The organism is Janthinobacterium sp. DSP2-3-3 (genome assembly GCF_049897325.1).
GTDB lineage: Bacteria > Pseudomonadota > Gammaproteobacteria > Burkholderiales > Burkholderiaceae_D > Janthinobacterium.
Genome location: NZ_JAFCWA010000007.1, coordinates 212,759 through 232,369 on the forward strand (window position 1 = coordinate 212,759; position 19,611 = coordinate 232,369).

Consider the following 19,611-nt stretch of genomic DNA (forward strand, 5'->3'; position numbering starts at 1 on the left):
TGGCGCGCCCGGGGGGGTATCAATGCATGCGGCCAGTCCTGTCGGCCAGGATGTCGCGGATATGTCCGGCGTCGAGCGAGCGCCGCTGCGCACCGTCGGCGTCCAGCAGCACCACGGTGACGTGCTTGCCGCCGCTGCGCATGCGCATGGTCAGGCAGCTGCCCGCCTCGTGGCTGCTGCCCGTCTTGGACAGCAGAATGTCCCAGCCCTTGCCGCCCACCAGCGGGTTGGTATTGTGCAAGGTGCGCGTCTTGCCATTGACGGCTACGCTGGCTTGCGGGTGGCTGGTGATGCGCGCGATGTCCGGATAGCGCGCGGCGGCGGCCACGATCTTCGCCACCTCGCTGGCCGTGGACGTATTCGCCGGCGAGCTGCCGACGGGATCCGTCAAGGTGGTGCGGCTCAAGCCCAGACTGTGTATCTTCGCTTGTAGCGCTTGCGCAAAGGCCGTGTTGCCACCGGGATAGGTGCGCGCCAGCGCGGCGGCGGCGCGGTTTTCGGACGGCAGCAGCGCCAGTTGCAACAGCACGCCGCGCGACACGGCCACGCCGTCGGCCAGCAGGCTGTGGCGCTGCATCGATGCAGCGCCATCGGCGCGCACGATGCGCAGCTTTTCATCGGGATCGAGGCCCGCGTCCAGCACCACCATGGCCGTCATCAGCTTGGTAATCGAGGCAATCGGCACCACGGCGTCGGCATCCTTCGCCATCAGCACCTGGCCCGTGCTGTCGTCAAATACCAGCATGTGTTTCGCGCTGACGGGCAAGGCCAGCATGCCGGCGGCGGCATCGGCCAAGGTTGCCGCATTGACCACAGGCTTGCCCTGCATCTGCAGCAAGAGGGTGGCGCAGGCCAGCAGCAAGGCGGGCACGGCCTGTTTCCAGCCGGCCGTGTCGGGGCCGGGCAGCATCAGCCGTTCGATGCGCGTCAGCAACGCCCCGCCCCGGGCAGACATCAACAAGCCGCAGTGTTGCGGCACAGCCGTGTGCAGGGACAAGGCATGCAGCGCCGTGGCCAGCTGCTGCGGGTCTTGCAGCGCTTGCGCAGCCAGCGCGTCGGCCACTTGTTCGCGTTCGGCCCGCATGCGCGCCGACAGCCACCAGACGACGGGGTGGAAGAACAGCAGTGCCTCGACCACACTTTGCAAGAGATTGACCAGGTAATCCCAGCGCCGCACGTGCGCCAGTTCATGCGCCAACAGCGCTTCCAGCAAGGCAACGGGCATGCCACTCAGCAAGGCGGTCGGCAGCAGGATGACGGGACGCCAGAAACCCACGGTCACGGGGCTGGCCAGTCCCGCATGCAGCTTCAGCGGCGGTCGCCGGTACAAGCCCATGCGCAAGGCCAGCGCATCGAGGCGCGCTTGCCAGATGGCCGGGGCGGCCACGGCCTGGCGGCGCAGCTTGCCGACCCAGGCCAGGCCCAGGCACAGGCGCAAGCTCATCAGCCCAACACCGGCGCTCCAGGCCAGTACCAGGGCCGGCATCCACGCTTGCAGCGCGGCGCGCCAGGCGGGTGGCGCGGCCATCACCAGCCGGGCCGGCGAGGCGCCCGCATCCGATAGCAGCGACAACAGATGGACGGTGGGAATACATAGGCACAGCAGCAGCGCCAGCGCGCAGACGGCATAGCGCCAGCGCGCGCTGGCGTGGCGCAGCAGCCAGAGCAGTACAGCAGAGACGGCGCCGACGATCACGCCTTGCCAGACAAAATACAGCAAGACCCAGCCCAGCGCCGGAACGAAGTGGCCCAACTCTATGCCCAAGCGCATGTCCAGGTTCATGGCTGTTTGCCATCCTTGCTGCGCAGGATTTTTTCAATTTCCAGGCGTTCCGCGTCGCTCACGTGCTCGCGCAGCGCCGTCAGCACCAGCGCCTTGCCGGAACCGGAAAACACCTTGCCGATCAAGTCCTTGAGCAGACTCGTTTGCAGCTTTTCCTGCGCTTCGACGGCTGCATACAGCTGCGGCCGCTGGCTTTCAACCCGGCTCAGCAGCCCCTTGCCATGCATCAGTTGCAGCTGGCGCAGCACGGTGGCGTAACTGGCGTCGGCACGCTCTGCAGCCAGGGCCTCATACACGGCGCGGGCGTCGGACGGACCGCGCTGCCACAGGATGCGCAGCAAGTCCAGTTCGGCGGCGGTGGGATGGGGAGTGGAGGTATTTTTTAACATGCCGCTAGAATACCCATTCTAGAACCTCATGTCTAGAACTTTTTTTCTAGATTGTGGAAGCGGCTAAAATTCGCGCAAGCGGTCGAACAACTCCAGCAAGGCCGCCTCATCGACGAGCGCCGCCTGCCCACCCAGTTGCTGCAGTTGCTGCTTTAGCTGTGCCAGCAGCTCCGCCAGCACCGTGTAGATTTCCTCGCGCTCGACCGTCTCGATGATGCTCGCACGCCGTTCGATCTTATTGAATGCATCCACATAGGCGGTGACCATCGCCTCCAGCGCGGCGGCGGCCGCCGTCGCCTCCATGGCGGCATCGATGCTGCGTGTCACGGCCAGCATGTTCTTGTAAGCCAGCGCCGCCTTTTTCGCATACGCGGGAGAAATATGCTCGCGGCCATCCCAGTCGCGGAACGGGTTGAGCAGGTTTTCAGCCAGCCATTCCGGCTTGCGCGGCTTGGTCACCGATAAATCCAGTCCCTGCGCCGCCGCTTTCTTGTAGCCGGCCTTGATGGCCTTGGCGGCATCGGCAGGCAAGCTGGTCAGCCACAGGGCCGACAGCTTCGGCAATTGCGTGGCCGATGGAAACTCCTCCGCCGTGAAACCGAACAGATCATAGGCGCTGAACATCTGCAACTGGGTCAGCTGCGCAAGGCTGGTCATCTGCGACGCCAGTCCCGGCTTGCCCCAGATGCGCAATGCCGTCAGATGGGGAAAGCGCCGCGCCACTTGCGCCAAATCAACTTCTTTCATGCTCACCAGCGACAAGCCGCCCAGCCGGTCGAGACCGTGGAACGGCGGCAGCGTATGCGTACACTGGAGTGTCAGATGGCGGCCATCCGCGCCATCCTCGATGCGCAGCGCCGGCGATGGCGCGCTGCGCAGCGCAAGAAGGCTCAAGCCTTCGTTCAAGACCAGGCTGCTGACACCATCGGGCTGCAGGATCAGGCGGCTCAAGCCGCTGCCGCTGAAATCGAGAGCATGGATGGTCGATGATTGCCAGTGCAGCTCATTGATGAAGGGATTGCCCTGGATAAACTCCATCAATGCCTGCGTGCCGGCGCTGGTCTCGATGGACATCAAACAAGGCAGTTGCTCCAGCTCGGACAGGTCGTCCAGCGCCTGCAAGACGCTGTCATTGATTTTCGTCGCGTCCTGCCGGAAGACCTGGCCGCCGAGCGTCACTTCACGCTCGTCCGACGCGGCCTTGAATTGCTGGCGCCGCAACGGATCGATGCGCTCCCAATTCCGCTGGCGCAGCACGCTGTCGCCCACGTTCCAGCCGCTGCGGTAGCTGTTGACTTCCACATCCACCAGCGGCGCGATATTGCCAACGAGGGTATGGCCAGGCGGCACGTTCGCCGTGGCATAGCAGTGATCGTGGCGATTATTCCAGAAGAAATAATCGCACAGCAGCGGCCGCATGGCTTGCACGGCCGCCGCATCGGGCAAGGCGTCACCGGTCCAGTCCAGCTCCAGCACGGCAGCTACCGGCCTGGACGATGAAGCATTTTTGATGCGGGTGATCTGGCAAGCCACATACTGCTGCAGCTCGGACGAAAACACACTGTAAACATCGCCAACATTCGCTAGCACGCAACTTCCTTTTCAGAACACCTGACGGTCGAATCTTGAAAGATAGCAAAAATGATGGCGCAGTGTCGTCCTGTTCAGTCCACGTGCAGCTTGTGATGCATGCGGCGCAGTCCCAGCCAGACGCCGGCCGCCACGAACGGCACCAGTGCGCCGACGAGGATTTCCGGATTCACGGGCAGCCCCATCACCTTGGCCGCCTTGCCCGTGTAGCTGAACAGGCCGATCACATAGTAGGAAATGGCCGCCACGGAAAGTCCTTCCACCGCCTGTTGCAAGCGCAGCTGCTGCGCCGCGCGGGCGTTCATCGATTGCAGGATTTGCCGGTTTTGCAATTCCTGCACGATGCCCACGCGCGTGCGCAACAAATCATTCGTGTTGGCGATGCGCTGTGCCATCGCTTCCTGGCGGCTGGCCATCGCTTCGCACGTGTTCATGGCGGGTGTCAAACGGCGGTCCATGAATTCCTCGACCGTGGGTATACCCTCAATGCGCACTTCGCGCAACTCCTCGATGCGCGCCTTGACCAGGCCCATGTAGGCTTTCGAGGCGGAAAAACGGTAGCTATTGTCGAGCGACAGCTTTTCAATGCGGGCCGCCAGGCGCGTGATGCGGTCGAGCAAGGCTTGCTCGGCAACGCCCTCGTCGGCCTTGGCCAGGCCCTGCGCATCATCCGTGTCGACCATGGCGGCGGCCAGGGTCGCCAATTCATTCTCGATGGCGTTCAACGACGGCGCCGCCTGCATGGCGTAGGGCAAGCCCAATAACGCCATCATGCGGTAGGTTTCGATTTCCAGCACGCGCTGCACCAGGCGGCCTGACTGCTGCGAGCGCATGCCCGCATCGCGGATGACGAAACGGCTGAAGCCGTCAGACTGGATCGTGAAATCCGTCCATAATTCGCCCCCCTGCAACACCTTGCTGCCGGCCAAAGTATTGCCCTCGAATACGCGCGACAAGCCCTGCATGAAGATCTCGGCCGGTTCCGTCGCCTGCTCCAGCACCACGTGCGCGGCCACCATTAGCTTGCCCTTCAAACCCACCAGCCACTGCTGCGGCAACTGTTCCAGGGGCATGCGCTCGAACGCCTGTTCCAGGGGCAAAGCTTGCCCCGGATGTTCGGCGAAGGTAAACGTGGCAAATTCCGTGTGGCATTCCCATTTCAGGCGGAAGCGGCCAAAGTCGTAATAAAAATACTTGGCTTCGGCAGCGGGCGGCGTGACGCCGAAATGCGTGCACAGGGCCGCCAAAGTGGCGTGCTGGGCCGCCATATTCGACGCGCCCGGCGCCGCGCTGTCATCCTTGTACACGGCCAGATGGGTGATCAGCTCGGGGGCACCGAGCTGCAAAAACGGCCGCGAGTGGATTTCCGCAGCCAGCGGCACGCGCAAGGCGTGGTTCAAACTGGAGTTAATCAAGTGCATGATCGCCAAAGGTAAAGTTGCAAAACTGCTTAGCCCCCCGCGCGTGCTGCTGTGCCCGCAGCGGGAGTCTGATTGTCACAGTGTAACAAAGCAGGAAGCATGCCACTCTTTTCCAAGGTCAATTATGTTGTTTTGATAATTACAGATGCGCCCTGCCCCGCCACCTGGCGGCTGCCCAGCCACCAGAACACGGCAGCCAGCACCACGGCCGACGCCTGCCCCAGCGCCAGCTTGAACGCGCTGTCGAACAGCAACGGTGCGACAAAACCGGACACCAGCGCAAACACCAGCATTTGCACGAAATTTTGTAAGGACGCCGCCAAGCCCCGCATCTGCGGGAAAATATCGAGCGTCGACATGGTCATGCCCGGCAAGGCCAGCGACATGCCGAAGGCGTACAGCATCACGGGCACGACGGCGAACGGGATGCTGGCCGCGAACCAGTGGTTGTAAGCGATGTTGAGCGCGCCCGTGGCCGCCATTGCCAGCAAGCCCCAGCGCACCAGCACGGTGCTTTTCACGGCATGGGCCAGCTTGCCCGACAACGCCGAACCCAGCACCAAACCCGCCACCATGGGGATGAACATCCAGCCAAACGCCGTTTCCGGCAGATGCAGCAATTCCAAAATGAAGTGCGGGGCCGACGCGATGTACAGGGCGAAGCCGCCAAAGGCAAAGGCCACGGCCAGCGAACGCAAGAGAAAAGCCCGGTGGCGCAGCGCCAGCCAGTAATTGCGCGCGATGCTACCTGGGTGGAAAGGCTGGCGTTGCTCGGCAGATAAACTTTCCGGCAAGCCTTTCAGGCAGGCCAGCAATAGCAGCACGGTGACGGAAAACGTGAACACGAACGTCGATTGCCAACCATAGGCCACATGCAGCCAGCCGCCGATGACAGGGGCGATGGCGGGCGCGATGCCGAACACCATCATGATGTTGGCCAGCATCTTTTGCGCGGCCGCGCCCGACAGGGTGTCGCGCACGATGGCTTGCCCGATCACCCTGCCCGCTCCCGCCGAGGCGCCCTGCATGCCGCGGAAGAACAGCAACCAGCCAAAGCTGGGCGCAAACGCGGCGCCGATGGAGCCGACGGCGAAGATCAGCAGCGAGGCGAGAATCACGGGACGGCGGCCGAACGAGTCGGACAAGGTGCCGTAGAACAAGGTCATGAAGGCATAGGCGGCCAGGTAGACGCTCAGAGTCTGCTGCACCAGCACGCTGCTGACGTCGAAATGCGTGCCGATCGCGGGAAATGATGGCAAGAAGGTATCGGTGGCGAACGGCCCCAGCATGGCCAGCCCGGCCAGCACCAGGGTCAGCTTGCGCGCCTTCATGCACGCACCTGCGCTTGCTTGTCTTGCGCGTCATATTGGCGGCGCAAGCCAGCCAGGGCTGCCAGCGAGAACGCGGCGACATGCTGCGCGATGCTGGCGATGCCCACCTCGTCATAGGTAATTTCCGGCGCCACCAGTTCATGCACGATGCGCGAACGGGCATAGAACACGGCCTGACCAATTACGCTGAACACGCATTTCTGCACCACCTCGTCCGGCATGGCCTTCCCCACCACGCCACGGATCAAGCCCGTGAACAGGGTGTGCTGCGGGCGCACATTGCGCTCGGCCAGCTTGTGGATGGCGGCCGTCGGTTCGATCAATTCGCGCGCTACCAGGCGGCTGAACAGCGATGCCGAACCGGAGCGCAGCATATCGGACACCAGCGCCTCGATGGCCAGGCGCAACTGTTCCATCGGAGGCAGCTGTGCCTGCGCGCTGGCGGCAGCCACGTCCGCTGCCGAGGCACGCGCCAGCGCGCGCGCATGGTCGAAGGCGGCCAGGTACAACTCATCCTTGCCATGAAAATAATAGTTGACCATCGCCACGTTGACGTGGGCCGCTACACATATCCTGCGTACGGATGCAAGCTTGTAGCCTTCGTCGGCAAACAGCTGGACCGCCGCCTGCAGGATGCGCGTGCGTGCCGGTTCGCTTTCTTTCTCTTCTGGCATGCCATTTCCATTATTTAAACAGCTGTTTAATATTCTTCAGCATTGTATCAAACAGCTGCTTAACTTTCAAACGGGCGTAAAAAAACCCGGCGAACCGGGCTTTTCAAGGGCATAGCGACTGGCTTAATGCTTCATCGCCGGCATCGGGGCCGACGCAGTACCCAGCGGACGGGCCACGGCATTGACTTCGATGGTTTCGCGGCGCTTGTCTTCGCCTTCGACGACCAGGGTCAGCGGAATCTTGTCGCCCGCCTTCACCTGGCCCTTGAGGTCCAACAGCATCACGTGGTAGCCGCCCGGCTTCAGTTCGACGGCTTTTCCGGCTGGCAAGGCGATTTCCTTGACCTGGCGCATGCGCATCATATTGTCCGTCATGCTCATTTCATGGATTTCCGCCACGCCGGCCACGGGCGAGCGCACTTCCAGCAGGCGCATGGCTTTTGGCGCCGTGATCTGCATGAAGGCGCCCGTGGCTTTTTGCTGCGGCACGGTGGCGCGCACCCACGGGTCGGTAATTTGCACGGAAGTCTGGGCAGCGGCGGAGAAGGACAGCACGGTCAGGGTCGTGGCCAGCAGGGTTTTCAAATGGGTCATGATCATTCCTCGGTATGGTTATAAGGTGTATTTCGATTTCATCAGGGTCTTGATGTCCTGCACGCACTCGTCGCCCGTCAACTGGTGTTTCAAGCCCAGGCGCATGCGCCCCTCGGTATCGAGCACATAGCTGATGGCCGTGTGATCCATCGTATAGGAACTGCCGCTCGGCACGCGGCGGTAAAAGACCTTGTAGTTGAAGGCCGTCTGCGCCGTCGCCTGCGGGTCCGTGCGCAAGCCCAGGAAGCTGGGGTCGAAGGCGCGCATGTACTCGCCCAGCAACTCGGGCGTGTCGCGCTCGGGATCGATGCTGATGAAGATCACTTGCAGTTTATCCCCATCGGCACCCAGTTTCTGGCGGATTTCCAGCGCGCGCGACAGGGCCGTCGGGCAGACGTCCGGGCATTGCGTGAAGCCAAAGAAGACCATCACGTACTTGCCCTTGAAGTCGGCCAGGGTATACACCTTGCCGTCGGGGCCGCTCAATGTGAAGTCGGGCTTGTAATCGCCCCCCGTCAAGTCGAGGCCGTTGTAATGGGGTTTCGGTGCTTGTTCGCAAGCGGCAAGCGTAAGCAATCCCGCCGTGCCGGCGAGAAGGAAAAGACGACGTTTCATGGTAATTCCGGCCCAATGGGCGTAGTTGATACAAGTGAGGATGTAGAAGGCGTGACTGGTGCGTCAGGCAACCAAAGGCGGGCCGCGCGGGCTGGCGCCCAGCCACGCGAACGGCGCGCGCGGCGCTTGGTAAAACAGGGGCGGATACAGATCGTGGCCCGTGATGACGGCCAGCGGCGAGGATGACGATGGCGGCAAGCCCACGCTACCCGCGTGGCTCATGCAGAACGGGCAATGCTCGATGTGGTGCAGTACGGAATCGGTGGTGGATTTGACGGCCGACGCCAGGTCGGCTTGCGTATAGACGGCGCCGCTGGCCGAGCAAATTTCGACGGCGGCGTTGTTCGCGTTCGCGTGCAGCGAGGCAAACGCATACGACAGGGACGGCGACAGCGCATTGAGCAGTATCGCCAGGCAGGCGAACCACATATGCCACTGTTTGCGCTTGAAGAATGATCCCATGCCGCCGATTATAGCGGAGTATGGCTTTCGCGTTGCGCAAGCGCGCCCGCCTGGCCGCGCAGGAACAGGCTGGGGCGCACGCCCGCCACGTCCACGCAGGCGTCGCAAAACGCGGGGATCGAGGCAAAGCCGGAGCCGGCCGCCACTTGCGCCAGGTCGCGTTCGCCGTTGTCTCCATCGGCGCACGCTTGCGCCGCCGTGTGCAGCGCATGTGCCAGGCGCTGTTCGCGCACCAGGCTGAGCAATGCCTCGCCCTCGGCAAACAGGCGCGCCCTGGCCTTGTGCGGTGTCACTTGCCACAAGGCCGCCAGACGCGCCGACGTCCATTTGCCTTGCGGCGTATCAAAGATGTGCTGCGCCAGCGCCTGGCTCCAGCGCTTGCCGCCGCCATGGCCTGCCTGCGCGTCATCCTCTTCCAGCGCCAGGGTGAACACGGCCGGCTTGCCGCGCCCCGGCATCACGTCGCAGGCGAAGCGCAAAAAAGCGGGCACGACAAAACTGTCGCCGCTGCCCAGTTTCTTGGTGGTGATTTCATTATGCAAAGTCACAAAACCCTGGCGCACGGTGACGCGCAGCCTGAGCGGAAAGCGCAAGCCCAGCAAGTGCAAGGGATGATCGGAAACGAGGGCCATGCGTCAAGTCAATGTAGTAAACGAGCCGTCAGCATGCCACACATCGCGCAAACAGTCTGTCATCACAGCGACGCCACGCCATAGCGGCGCAAACCGTCCAGGTCCACCACGCGGATGGATTGATAGGCGATGCTGATCAGTTTTAATTCGGCGAGTCGCCCCAAGGCCAGGTTCACCCGCTGGCGCGAAATGCCGGTCAGCAAGCCGATTTCTTCCTGCGACAGCTCAAGCACGCTGGAAGTGCGCGGATATAACATGGGATGGAACAGCTGCGCGATGGCTTGCGCCACTTGCGCATCGACGGCCAGCAGGCGCTGGTTCTGGATGGTGGCGATGAATTGCCCCATGCGTTCGTTCAATTGGCGGATGACGAAGGCATTGAAGGAAAGGCTCTCGGCCAGCAGCAGATGAAACAGGTCCACCGGCACCAGGATGATGTTCGCGGCGCGCACGGCCACCACGTCGTAGCGGCGCAGTTCGCGCTTCAGCACGCTGCCCTCGCCGCACCAGCCGCCCGCCGGCACGCCGGAAAACGTGGCGCCGCGCCCATCGGCATTGTAGACGGCCAGCTTGATCAAGCCCGTGTGCACGCCGAGCCAGTGCAGCGACGGTTCGCCGCGTCGCGTGATGAAGGCGCCCGCCTCGTAATGCCGGATCACGCTGCCGGCGCGCAACAGGGCCTGATGCCGGGCATCAAGGGCGGTGAACCAGTCGTGGCTATCGAGTTCGGGCACCGCACGGCCTACACTATCGTTGCTATCCATTCCATCCTTCAGACCTGTCACTAAGATGACAGTGATTTTCAAGCGCCAGTGCTATGCTAGCCGGTATCAATCCCGAAACAGGGAGCTAGAGAATTCCAGCACCAATATTACTTACCAGGAGACAAGCATGACACCTGATTTCAACACCGGTCTCGGCAAAAACAGCGCCAATTACGCGGCGCTCACCCCGCTCGACTATATCGCCAGGGCAGCCGCAGTATATGGCAATCGCCTGGCAATTGCACATGGCGCCGTGCGCCAGAGCTGGCGCGAAACGTATGCGCGCACGCGCCGCCTGGCCTCCGGCCTCGTCAAGCTGGGCGTGGGCACGGGTGACACGGTGGCCGTGATGCTGCCGAACACGCCCGCCATGGTGGAAGCGAGCTTTGGCGTCCCGATGGCCGGCGCCGTCCTCAATGCCCTGAATATCCGCCTCGACCTGGCCTCCTTGACTTTCATGCTGCGCCATGGCCACGCCAAGGTACTGCTGGCCGACACGGAATTTGCCGAGCTGGCGCGCCAGATGGCGGCGCAGATTCCCGGCTTGCGCGTGATCCAGGTCAACGATGTGCTGGGACCGGAAGTGGAGGCTTTTTCCGACCTCGACTATGAAAGCTTGCTGGCCAGCGGCGACCCCGATTACGACTGGCAGCCGCCGGCGGACGAATGGGATGCCATCGCCCTCAACTACACGTCCGGCACCACGGGCGACCCGAAAGGCGTGGTCTACCACCACCGGGGCGCGGCCCTGAATGCCCTGTCGAACATCCTGGAATGGGACATGCCCAAGCATGCCGTCTACCTGTGGACCTTGCCCATGTTCCACTGCAATGGCTGGTGCTTCCCGTGGACCATCGCCGCGCGCGCCGGCGTCAACGTGTGCCTGCGCAAGTTCGAGCCCAAGCTCGTGTTCGACCTGATGCGCGCATTGCGCATCACCCACTATTGCGCGGCGCCCATCGTGCACGCGGCCCTGGCCAACGCGCCCGCCAACTGGCGCGACGGCATCGATTGGACCGTGCGCGGCATGGTGGCTGGCGCGCCGCCGCCAGCGGCCATGGTGGCGAAAATCGAAGCCATGGGTTTCGATCTGATCCACTCGTATGGCTTGACGGAAGTGTACGGCCCGGCCGCCATCTGCGCCGAGCAGGATGAGTGGGCAGCGTTGACGCAAGAAGAACGGGCCGTGTTGAAATCGCGCCAGGGCGTGCGCTACCATTTGCAAAGCGCCATCGCCGTGCTGGACCCGGAAACCATGCAGCCCGTGGCGGCCGATGGCGAACAGATCGGCGAGATCATGTTCCGAGGCAACATCTGCATGAAAGGTTACCTGAAGAATGAAAGCGCGACGCAGGAAGCGTTCGCCGGTGGCTGGTTCCACACGGGCGACCTCGGTGTCATGTATCCGGACGGCTATATCAAGCTGAAGGACCGCAGCAAAGACATCATCATTTCCGGTGGCGAGAATATTTCCAGCGTGGAAGTCGAGGACGCCTTGTACCACCACCCGCAAGTGCTGGCCGCCGCCGTCATCGCCCAGCCGGACGAGAAATGGGGCGAGACGCCGTGCGCCTTCGTCGAGCTGCGCGAAGGGGCAACCGTGACGGAAGCGGAATTGATCGCCTTCTGCAAGAACAACCTGGCTGGTTTCAAGGTGCCGAAAGCCATTTATTTCGGCCCCCTGCCCCGCACGTCGACAGGCAAGATTCAGAAGTTCGAATTGCGCAAGCGCATGCAGTCGGACAAGGCCATCGACGTCTAAGCGATACCGGTCAGTCGCGCTTGCCCGCCGACGGCGCCACCACGAGGCGCGACAAGCTGGCGATGCTGGCCACGGCGGCGAACCCTGCCGCCAGGAACAGCGCGTAGGTCGTGCCTTTGGCGGCGGAAACCGTAAAGCAGTAAGCGACCAGCGCCGCGCCCATGGCTTGTCCGATCAGGCGCGAGGTGGCTACCACGCCGCTGGCGCCGCCTGCCCGCTCGGGCGGCGCGCTGCCCATGATGGCTTTCAGGTTGGGCGCCTGAAAAAAGCCGAAACCGATGCCGCACAAGGCCATGCGCCAGCCGATGTCAAACGCGCTGGGGTGGGCCGGTATCCAGACCAATGTCAGCAAGCCGCCGGCCAGCGCCGCCAGGCCGATGCCGCCCAGCACGCCAGGTGAATAACGGTCGCTCAAACGCCCGGCCACGGGCGCCATCACGGCTACCAGCACGGCCCAAGGCGTCATCAGGAATCCTGTCTCGACGGGCGAACGGCCCAGTGTCACTTCAAAATAGAATGGCAGCGAGACGAAGGCCAGGCCTTGCGCGGCAAAGGTGCAGATGGCCGTCAGCGACGACAGCAAAAACAGGGGGCGGCGAAACAGATCGATGGGCAGCATGGGCGCCGCGTGCCCGGCTTGGCGGCGCAGCAGCAAGACAAACAACACCACCACGGCCAGCAATTCCGGCAGCAAGGTCGACAGGGCTGCATGATGGGCGGCGTCGCCAAAGACCAGGATCAGCAAGCCGAAGGCGCCCACGTTGTACAGCGCCGTGCGCGCATCGAGCGTGTGCCCGGACAGTTTTGTCGCCGGCAGCATGCGGCTGGCCAGGAAAAAGCCGAGCACGCCCAGCGGCACATTGATGGCAAACAGCCACGGCCATGACGCCGTCGCCAGGATCAGCGACGCGGCCGTGGGCCCGATGGCGAACGCGACAGCGACCACCAGCGCATTGTTGCCGAAGGCCCGTCCCAGCAAGTGTTTTGGATACAGGGCGCGCAGCAGCGCCGTATTGACGCTCATCATGGCGCTGGCTCCGACGCCTTGAAACAGCCTTGCCACCACCAGCGACGGCAAGGACCAGGCCAGCGCGCAGGCGAGCGAGGCCAAAGTAAACAGGAACATACCGGAGATAAACACGCGCCGGTAGCCGGCGATTTCACCGAGGGCGGAAAACGGCAGCAGGGTCGCCACCATGGCCAGTTGATACACATTCACGATCCAGACGGAGGCGGCCGGCGTCGTATGCAGCTCGCTGGCGATGGCCGGCAAGGCAGTGTTGGCAATCGCCGTATCGAGCGAGGCCATGCCCACACCGATAGCCAGCGCCAGCATGGCCCATAAACGGGCACCGGGCGGCAAGCCGTCCTCGCCCACGAGGAAGGGCTGCGCCCTGGCTTGCACGCTATTCTGCTGCTTCATCATGACTTATTCACATTGCCTGTTCGTCTAGCCCGTCCGGGGCGGCACAGCATGCCGCAGGCAAGACACTAGCATGGATGGACAGACTCTGCCGGGCAAGCAATGCCCATCACTTTTGGCAGTCGATGACCTTGAATTCTTTCGAATAACAGATGCGCAATTCGCCCGAGTGCTTTTCATAGCCGAGCCAGCGGCCCTTCAGCTGCGGGTTGTGCTGTTTCATCCACTGGAACAGCTCATTCTTCGGCATGCTGCTGTCCGGCAACTTCAAGGCCTGGAACAGTGCACGTTCCTTCTCGAAATACTGCTTGGCCGTATCGAAATCGCAGGCGCCATGCTTTTCCCATTCGCCCTGCAGCAAGGCTTCTCCCGGCTGCATGCACATATACGGCAAGATGTCGGACGGCGCCAGCTTCGGCAAATTGCCCTTGCAGTAGCGCGGGTGCAGCTCCGTCTTGCGCGGCGGCGTCACGGAAATGTCGTCGCACGTGGCCGGATTATTGGACTGCGCCCACAGGCCATGCACGATCCAGCCGAAGTGGTTACTCTCGGCGCACTGGAAAGCGGCCTTTTTCGACACTTCGCCACGGCGGCGCTGGCTGTCGCAAAAGCCGGGCGACCACGACAACGCCAGCATGAAGTAATCGGTGGGAACGTTGGTGCTTTGCTTGTAGCAGGTGTTTTTCTCGTCCGACGGCTTGACGTCATAATCGACGTAGCTGACGTTGCGGGGAATCGCGCAGGTGGCGTCGGCCGCGTGGACGGCGCCGGCCGACAGGCTGAGGAACAGGACGGCAAAGGCAGGCAAGAGAGAGCGAATTTTCATCGAGTTTCCTTCAAGATATAAAAACGCCGGCAACAAAGTGCCGGCGGGGTCAAAACGAACAACATCAGTCACGACACCTGACAAAACCGTAGCGAGCGGCAGCGATTTGTGGTCGCAAAGCGCGACGCGCAGTAGGTTTGGTCAGGTGACATCGACTAGCAGACGGTATGCATCCAGCCGTGGGTATCGGGGGCCGTGCCATGCTGCAAGCCCAGCAGCGCTTCGCGCAGGGCCAGGGTGACGGCGCCGTTTTCATTATTGTTGATGGTCATTTCAAAGCCATTCGCCTTGGCCACACCCACCGGCGTGATGACGGCGGCCGTGCCGCAGGCGAACACTTCGGTCATGCGGCCCGAGGCGATGTCGTCGCGCCATTGCTGGACGGATAATTTACGCTCTTCCGTGGCATAACCGAGGTCTTTCGCCATGTCCAGCAGGCTGCGGCGGGTGATCCCTGGCAGCAAGGTGCCCGTCAGTTCCGGCGTCACGACGGTAACTTTCTCGCCATCCTTGTAGACGAAGAACAAGTTCATGCCACCCATTTCTTCGATGAATTCGCGGTGCACGGCGTCCAGCCAGACGACCTGATCGCAACCCTTCTCTTGCGCTTGCGACTGGGCCATCAGGCTGGCCGCGTAGTTGCCCGCGCATTTCGCTTCACCGGTGCCGCCCGGCGCGGCGCGCACGAAGTCTTCGCTGATCCACACGGTGACGGGTTTCACGCCTTTCGGGAAATAGGCGCCGGCCGGCGAGGCGAACAGCACGAACAGGTATTCTTCCGAAGGACGCACGCCCAGGTAAGGATCGGTGGCGATCATCAGCGGACGCATGTACAGACTCTCGCCCGTGTTCTTCGGCACCCAGTTGCGGTCTTGCGCAATCAGCGCGTCGCCCGCTTCCAGGAACAGCTCGACCGGGATTGCCGGCATGGCCAGGCGCGCGGCGCTGCGGTTGAAGCGCTGGGCATTTTGTTCTGGACGGAAAGTCTTGATGCTGCCATCGGGCTGGGCAAACGCTTTATAACCTTCGAAGATGGCCTGGCCGTAGTGCAACGACGAGGCGGACGGGTCCAGCGTCAAAGGGCCGTATGCCTTCAATTCGCCCTGCTGCCACTTGCCGTCGCGGTAAGGAATCACCACCATGTGGTCCGTGAAGATGCGGCCGAAGGCGGGATTGACCATGCGCGCGGCGCGTTCGGCGTCGGACAAGGGATGGGCGGATGGGGTGACGACGAGATTCGGTGTGGAAGTGGTCATGGCGGCAATGGGAACTAGTGAACAGTATCCCTATTGTAGCGCCTATGGCGCCTGATCAGGCAAACGAGGATGGCCAGGAGGCTGCGCAAGACGACGACCCTGCCCCGCGAAAAGCGGCCCCATCATTTGCGAATGATTCTCGTTTGCGTTATTATGTCAGCCTTCCTTCTTCCCCGCCATGCCTGACGCCCTGCTTGGCGGCGCCATCGAAAGCCGCTTCATGACGACCTCCTCCCTTCCACAACCCCAGCTGCGCGCCAGCGCCGACGAGGCGCCGGAAACCCTCCGGCAGCGTCTGTTTGCCGCCCCGCAACAAAGGCGCTGGCATTGGAGCTGGAAGCAAGTGTGGTTTCAATTGCATTGGTTCATCGGCATCACGGCCGGCACGGTGCTGGTGATCATCGGCCTGAGCGGCTCCACCCTGGCCTTCAAGGAGGAATTGCTCGATGTCATGAACCCCGGCGTGCGCCATGTCCCCGTGGAAACACGCGCGCCGCTGACGCCGGCCCAGCTGAGCAACATCGCCGCATCGGAACACGGCCAGCGCGTGGCGTCCATCACCGTGTATGCACAGGCGGGCGCTGCTCCCCGGCTGTTCTTCCCGCCGAAGAACGGCCAGCGGCGTGGCGAGTCCATTTATGTGCAACCGTACACGGGCGCCACCCAGCCGGCGCTGGCGGGGGCGGGATTTTTCGAGTGGACGGAGTCATTGCACCGCTGGCTGCTGCTGCCCCGCGATCCGGGCCGGCAAGTGGCGGGCGCTCTGGCCCTGTGCCTGCTGGGCCTGGCACTGTCGGGCCTGTATCTACGCTGGCCCCGCCGCCCGCTGGACTGGCGCACCTGGCTGACTGTCGACCCGGCCCTGAAAGGCCGCTCCTTCCTGTGGAATTTGCACGCCGTGGCCGGCACCTGGTGCCTGCTCGTCTACGTGGCCCTGACCCTGACGGGCATTTACTGGAGCTATGACGTGGTGCGCGACAATATCGACGCCTGGGCCGGCAAGCCGCCTAGAGTGGCGCAGGTGCCGGGTAAAAAAGGCCAGGCCAAGGAGAAGGCGCCGGCCGTTGACCTCAGCCTGGCCTGGAGCAGCTTCCAGCAGCATGCCCCCGGCTGGACCCTGGCCAGCGTGCGCCTGCCCACGCGCGCCGGAGAAGCCGTGCAATTCACCTGGCTGGCCAGCGATGCGCCGCACGAGCGGGCGCGCAGCCGCATGCGCATTGCACCGGCCAACGGCACGGTCACGGAAAACGAACCGTACAAACAGCAAACGCTGGGGGCGCGCCTCGTCAACATCATTTATCCGTTACACATGGGCACGTATTTCGGCTTGCCGGGCCGCATCATCGTCACCGTGGCCAGCCTGGGCCTGCCCCTGTTCGCCATCACGGGCTGGATGCTGTACCTGGGCCGCCGCAAGGCAAAACGGGCTGTGCAGGCACAGCGCGCCATGCTGGGCGCCGGTACGCCAGGCAAGACGGGCACGGGCTTGCCGACCCTGGTGGCCTACGCCAGCCAGTCGGGCCAGGCCGAACGCCTGGCCCTGGAAAGCGCGCGCGCCCTGCAGCAGGCGGGCGTGGTCGTCGATGTGCAGTCGCTGGACCGGTTTGATCCCGCGAAATTGCGCGAGTATGAACGGGCCCTGATCGTCGCCAGCACCTTTGGCGAAGGCGAAGCGCCGGACGGCACGCGCCGCTTCGCGCGCCTGTTGCAGCAGACGGCGGGCACGCCGCTGGCAAGCCTGGAAGTGGGCGTGCTGGCACTGGGCGACCGCCACTACAGCGACTTCTGCGGCTTTGGCCATGCGCTGGAGCGCCAATTGCGCGCGCTGGGCGCCACGCCCCTGTTCCCCCTGATCGAAGTGGACAAGCACGACCCCGCCGCCCTGGCCGACTGGTCGCAGGCATTGGCCCGCTACAGCGGCAGCGCCATCGACGCCATCGGCGTGCAGGAAGAAGCGTCATATGCCGAATGGCGTCTGGCGCGCCGCGTGCTGCTCAACCCGGGCAGCCTGGGCGGCGAGCTGCATGAAATCACGTTGACGGGCCCGGCCGATGCCACCTGGGAAGCGGGCGCGCTGGCCGAAATCATCGGGTGCAACGCGGACGGCAGCGATGGCGACGCGCAGGGCGCGCAACATGCGCCGCGCAGCTACTCGCTCGCGTCGCTGCCGTCCGATGGCGAATTGCAGTTGCTCATACGCCAGGAACGCCATGCGGGCGGCGACAACCAGGGCTATGGCATCTGTTCCGGATGGCTCACGCGCTTCGCCCCGCTGGACGCCAGCATCCGTTTGCGCCTGCAAGCCAATCCCGCCTTCGCGCCCGCCCTGGTCGATCTGCCCTGCATTTATATCGGCAACGGTTCCGGCCTGGCCGGCTTGCGCGCGCACCTGCGTGCGCGCCAGCGGGCAGGGCTGGCCCGCAACTGGCTGCTGTTCGGCGAGCGCCAGCAAGCTTTTGACAGCGTCTGCGGTGAAGAGTTGCAAGGCTGGCTCGATGCTGGCCACCTGGCGCGCCTGGACCGCATCTTTTCGCGCGATGGTGAAACACGGCAATATGTGCAGGACCGCTTGCGCGAGCATGCCGACGACTTGCGCGACTGGCTGGCGCAAGGCGCCATCGTCTACGTGTGCGGCAGCCTGCACGGCATGGCGGCAGGAATCGATGCTGTGCTGCAAGAAGTGCTGGGCCAGGAGGATCTCGACGCCCTGCTGGCGGCCGGACGTTACCGCCGCGACGTGTATTGATCTACATCAGTCCGCCCCCGGCGCCGCCCGGCTATGTGGGCAAGCGCACAGTCAGCGCCAGCCATCGGACTACAGTGGGGACATCGCGGCACGATTGCCGCTCCACTCACTGTCTGCGAGGCTAGCCATGAAAAACCCCTGGATGAGCATGTACCTGAGCGCGGCCAACCGCATCGCCAACACGGCGCGCGGTCACGCCACGGCCGCCGTCAAGCGCGAAGCGGCAAAGAATACGCGGCAATTGACGCAAGTGTGGTTCGACTCTTTCCTGCCCGCGGCAGGCAAGCCACGGCGCAGCCGCAAGGCGAAATAGGAGCAGTCACGAGCGGTATCTGGTGCGGTGCATCACAGCAATAAGTTGAAGTTACGACCAGGTGAGCTAAACTGCAAGCATGGTAGTAAAGATATGCGTACGCGATTGAAGTGACCGGCAGGCGCCGCATCCCCGCGCCGCCACCGGCTCATCAGGAGACGACCATGTTGACGCTTAAAGTACTGGCCTGCCTTGCCTTGTCGGCCTTGCTGCTCGCTCCCCTCGTGCTGAGGGATGCCATGCAGTTGTCGGCCGGCCAGCAATTGCAGGTACCCAATGTCGATGCGCACGCCATGTGGAGCCATTGGCCCAAGCAATAAGCAAGACAAGACGCGCAGCTGAGAAAACACCGCTGACTGCGTTGCTTTGACTTGCCGTACTAGCGTACTGTCTGCGTCAAAGACGCCTTGCCAACGGCGTTTTTCAGCGGCGCTTGCTAGTGGCATTCACCGTCAAAAACCGCTTTATTGCAGAGTGGAAATTTGTTCCTCTATCCATTTGTTTTTGCCTTGTTTCCCTCGCCCCTCTTCACCATATTTTTGATCCAGGTCATGGATTTGAAGTGTCGCTACGCCCACACTGGAACAGTCCGCTTCGCATCGGGACGGACTTAACCGGGAGCATCGGCATGGGTAAATCGGACTGGAAGGATGAGATGGCGCTGGGCGTTCCCGCCATCGACGAGGCGCATGAGGCACTGTTTCAAGAGCTGGCGCGGCTGGGACAGTTGAGTGACCAGCATTTCAGCGTGGCGTTTCGCGAGCTGATTGCGGCCGTCGAACGCGATTTCCGCGAGGAAGAAGATTTGATGGAAGAAATCTCCTTTCCCTCGCTGGCCAACCACCGCGAACAGCATGCGCGCGTGCTCAGCGGTTTGCACCATGCCTGGGCCGCCGTCGATGAAGGCGACCTGGAGCAGGGACGCCTTGCGCTCTCGCTCTTGCCGCAATGGCTGATCTTTCACCAGGCCACCATGGACCTGGCCCTGGCGGCGGCCCTGGAGTTGGTGCAGCGCCAACCGAACTAACGT

Annotated in this window: 19 protein-coding genes; 5 read left to right on the forward strand and 14 right to left on the reverse strand. The window is 63.1% G+C overall.

Features of this window, described 5'->3' with window-relative positions; genetic code table 11:
- Positions 1–19: 19 nt before the first annotated feature.
- The 11 genes from ACP7DE_RS16035 to ACP7DE_RS16085 form a co-directional block, all read right to left on the reverse strand.
- Positions 20–1,783, reverse strand: a complete 1,764-nt coding sequence (locus ACP7DE_RS16035) for a M56 family metallopeptidase (RefSeq protein ID WP_426073022.1) — start codon at positions 1,781–1,783, stop codon at positions 20–22.
- Positions 1,780–2,172, reverse strand: coding sequence for a BlaI/MecI/CopY family transcriptional regulator (locus ACP7DE_RS16040; protein ID WP_426073023.1), 393 nt, complete (start codon positions 2,170–2,172; stop codon positions 1,780–1,782). The genes ACP7DE_RS16035 and ACP7DE_RS16040 overlap by 4 nt, the downstream gene beginning before the upstream one ends.
- Before the next feature lie 63 nt (positions 2,173–2,235).
- Entirely contained in the window at positions 2,236–3,762 is a 1,527-nt protein-coding gene (locus tag ACP7DE_RS16045; protein ID WP_426073024.1) for a hypothetical protein, read from the reverse strand.
- Between the two features lie 74 nt (positions 3,763–3,836).
- Positions 3,837–5,183: a DUF3422 family protein gene (locus ACP7DE_RS16050; protein WP_426073025.1), complete on the reverse strand. Its 1,347-nt coding sequence runs from the start codon at positions 5,181–5,183 to the stop codon at positions 3,837–3,839.
- A gap of 122 nt (positions 5,184–5,305) precedes the next feature.
- Complete coding sequence (locus ACP7DE_RS16055; RefSeq protein WP_426073026.1) at positions 5,306–6,514, reverse strand: multidrug effflux MFS transporter; 1,209 nt, start codon at positions 6,512–6,514, stop codon at positions 5,306–5,308.
- Positions 6,511–7,188 carry a CerR family C-terminal domain-containing protein gene (locus tag ACP7DE_RS16060; protein ID WP_426073027.1) on the reverse strand — a complete coding sequence of 226 codons (678 nt, stop codon included), beginning with the start codon at positions 7,186–7,188 and terminating at the stop codon, positions 6,511–6,513. Before ACP7DE_RS16060 ends, ACP7DE_RS16055 begins: the two co-directional genes overlap by 4 nt.
- A 123-nt stretch (positions 7,189–7,311) precedes the next feature.
- Positions 7,312–7,782, reverse strand: a complete 471-nt coding sequence (locus tag ACP7DE_RS16065; RefSeq protein ID WP_426073028.1) for a copper chaperone PCu(A)C — start codon at positions 7,780–7,782, stop codon at positions 7,312–7,314.
- 18 nt (positions 7,783–7,800) lie between these two features.
- The gene (locus ACP7DE_RS16070; RefSeq protein WP_426073029.1) at positions 7,801–8,397 is read right to left on the reverse strand and encodes an SCO family protein; all 597 of its coding nucleotides are present in this window, start codon (positions 8,395–8,397) and stop codon (positions 7,801–7,803) included.
- A 63-nt stretch (positions 8,398–8,460) separates the two neighbouring features.
- The gene (locus ACP7DE_RS16075) at positions 8,461–8,859 is read right to left on the reverse strand and encodes a DUF2946 domain-containing protein (RefSeq protein WP_426073030.1); all 399 of its coding nucleotides are present in this window, start codon (positions 8,857–8,859) and stop codon (positions 8,461–8,463) included.
- 8 nt (positions 8,860–8,867) lie between these two features.
- On the reverse strand, positions 8,868–9,491 hold the full coding sequence (locus ACP7DE_RS16080; protein ID WP_426073031.1) for a hypothetical protein: 624 nt from the start codon (positions 9,489–9,491) through the stop codon (positions 8,868–8,870).
- 62 nt (positions 9,492–9,553) lie between these two features.
- Positions 9,554–10,255 (reverse strand): Crp/Fnr family transcriptional regulator, encoded by a 702-nt coding sequence (locus ACP7DE_RS16085; protein ID WP_426073032.1) that lies wholly within the window; start codon positions 10,253–10,255, stop codon positions 9,554–9,556.
- A 127-nt stretch (positions 10,256–10,382) separates the two neighbouring features.
- Between ACP7DE_RS16085 and ACP7DE_RS16090 the strand changes: the two genes are divergently transcribed.
- The gene (locus tag ACP7DE_RS16090; protein ID WP_426073033.1) at positions 10,383–12,017 is read left to right on the forward strand and encodes an acyl-CoA synthetase; all 1,635 of its coding nucleotides are present in this window, start codon (positions 10,383–10,385) and stop codon (positions 12,015–12,017) included.
- A gap of 10 nt (positions 12,018–12,027) precedes the next feature.
- Here ACP7DE_RS16090 and ACP7DE_RS16095 read toward each other — a convergent pair whose 3' ends face one another.
- The 3 genes from ACP7DE_RS16095 to ACP7DE_RS16105 all read right to left on the reverse strand — a co-directional run bounded on the left by ACP7DE_RS16095 (position 12,028) and on the right by ACP7DE_RS16105 (position 15,522).
- Positions 12,028–13,443, reverse strand: coding sequence for an MFS transporter (locus ACP7DE_RS16095; RefSeq protein WP_426073034.1), 1,416 nt, complete (start codon positions 13,441–13,443; stop codon positions 12,028–12,030).
- Between the two features lie 106 nt (positions 13,444–13,549).
- On the reverse strand, positions 13,550–14,266 hold the full coding sequence (locus tag ACP7DE_RS16100; protein WP_426073035.1) for a ribonuclease T2 family protein: 717 nt from the start codon (positions 14,264–14,266) through the stop codon (positions 13,550–13,552).
- Between the two features lie 155 nt (positions 14,267–14,421).
- Entirely contained in the window at positions 14,422–15,522 is a 1,101-nt protein-coding gene (locus tag ACP7DE_RS16105) for a branched-chain amino acid aminotransferase (protein ID WP_426073036.1), read from the reverse strand.
- Between the two features lie 220 nt (positions 15,523–15,742).
- Here ACP7DE_RS16105 and ACP7DE_RS16110 point away from each other — a divergent pair, with 220 nt between their 5' ends.
- The 4 genes from ACP7DE_RS16110 (at position 15,743) to ACP7DE_RS16125 (ending at position 19,608) form a co-directional block, all read left to right on the forward strand.
- Positions 15,743–18,268: a PepSY domain-containing protein gene (locus ACP7DE_RS16110; RefSeq protein WP_426073037.1), complete on the forward strand. Its 2,526-nt coding sequence runs from the start codon at positions 15,743–15,745 to the stop codon at positions 18,266–18,268.
- 127 nt (positions 18,269–18,395) lie between these two features.
- Positions 18,396–18,581, forward strand: a complete 186-nt coding sequence (locus tag ACP7DE_RS16115; RefSeq protein WP_070222074.1) for a hypothetical protein — start codon at positions 18,396–18,398, stop codon at positions 18,579–18,581.
- Between the two features lie 164 nt (positions 18,582–18,745).
- Positions 18,746–18,901, forward strand: a complete 156-nt coding sequence (locus ACP7DE_RS16120) for a hypothetical protein (RefSeq protein WP_426073038.1) — start codon at positions 18,746–18,748, stop codon at positions 18,899–18,901.
- A 308-nt stretch (positions 18,902–19,209) separates the two neighbouring features.
- Positions 19,210–19,608, forward strand: a complete 399-nt coding sequence (locus ACP7DE_RS16125) for a bacteriohemerythrin (RefSeq protein WP_426073039.1) — start codon at positions 19,210–19,212, stop codon at positions 19,606–19,608.
- Positions 19,609–19,611 lie beyond the last annotated feature (3 nt).

Coding starts and splice junctions, on each gene's coding strand:
- ACP7DE_RS16035 (WP_426073022.1), bottom strand. CDS start 1,783: ATGAACCTGGACATGCGCTTGGGCATAGAGTTGGGCCACTTCGTTCCG.
- ACP7DE_RS16040 (WP_426073023.1), bottom strand. CDS start 2,172: ATGTTAAAAAATACCTCCACTCCCCATCCCACCGCCGCCGAACTGGAC.
- ACP7DE_RS16050 (WP_426073025.1), bottom strand. CDS start 5,183: ATGCACTTGATTAACTCCAGTTTGAACCACGCCTTGCGCGTGCCGCTG.
- ACP7DE_RS16055 (WP_426073026.1), bottom strand. CDS start 6,514: ATGAAGGCGCGCAAGCTGACCCTGGTGCTGGCCGGGCTGGCCATGCTG.
- ACP7DE_RS16060 (WP_426073027.1), bottom strand. CDS start 7,188: ATGCCAGAAGAGAAAGAAAGCGAACCGGCACGCACGCGCATCCTGCAG.
- ACP7DE_RS16065 (WP_426073028.1), bottom strand. CDS start 7,782: ATGACCCATTTGAAAACCCTGCTGGCCACGACCCTGACCGTGCTGTCC.
- ACP7DE_RS16070 (WP_426073029.1), bottom strand. CDS start 8,397: ATGAAACGTCGTCTTTTCCTTCTCGCCGGCACGGCGGGATTGCTTACG.
- ACP7DE_RS16075 (WP_426073030.1), bottom strand. CDS start 8,859: ATGGGATCATTCTTCAAGCGCAAACAGTGGCATATGTGGTTCGCCTGC.
- ACP7DE_RS16080 (WP_426073031.1), bottom strand. CDS start 9,491: ATGGCCCTCGTTTCCGATCATCCCTTGCACTTGCTGGGCTTGCGCTTT.
- ACP7DE_RS16085 (WP_426073032.1), bottom strand. CDS start 10,255: ATGGATAGCAACGATAGTGTAGGCCGTGCGGTGCCCGAACTCGATAGC.
- ACP7DE_RS16090 (WP_426073033.1), top strand. CDS start 10,383: ATGACACCTGATTTCAACACCGGTCTCGGCAAAAACAGCGCCAATTAC.
- ACP7DE_RS16095 (WP_426073034.1), bottom strand. CDS start 13,443: ATGATGAAGCAGCAGAATAGCGTGCAAGCCAGGGCGCAGCCCTTCCTC.
- ACP7DE_RS16100 (WP_426073035.1), bottom strand. CDS start 14,266: ATGAAAATTCGCTCTCTCTTGCCTGCCTTTGCCGTCCTGTTCCTCAGC.
- ACP7DE_RS16105 (WP_426073036.1), bottom strand. CDS start 15,522: ATGACCACTTCCACACCGAATCTCGTCGTCACCCCATCCGCCCATCCC.
- ACP7DE_RS16110 (WP_426073037.1), top strand. CDS start 15,743: ATGACGACCTCCTCCCTTCCACAACCCCAGCTGCGCGCCAGCGCCGAC.
- ACP7DE_RS16115 (WP_070222074.1), top strand. CDS start 18,396: ATGAAAAACCCCTGGATGAGCATGTACCTGAGCGCGGCCAACCGCATC.
- ACP7DE_RS16120 (WP_426073038.1), top strand. CDS start 18,746: ATGTTGACGCTTAAAGTACTGGCCTGCCTTGCCTTGTCGGCCTTGCTG.
- ACP7DE_RS16125 (WP_426073039.1), top strand. CDS start 19,210: ATGGGTAAATCGGACTGGAAGGATGAGATGGCGCTGGGCGTTCCCGCC.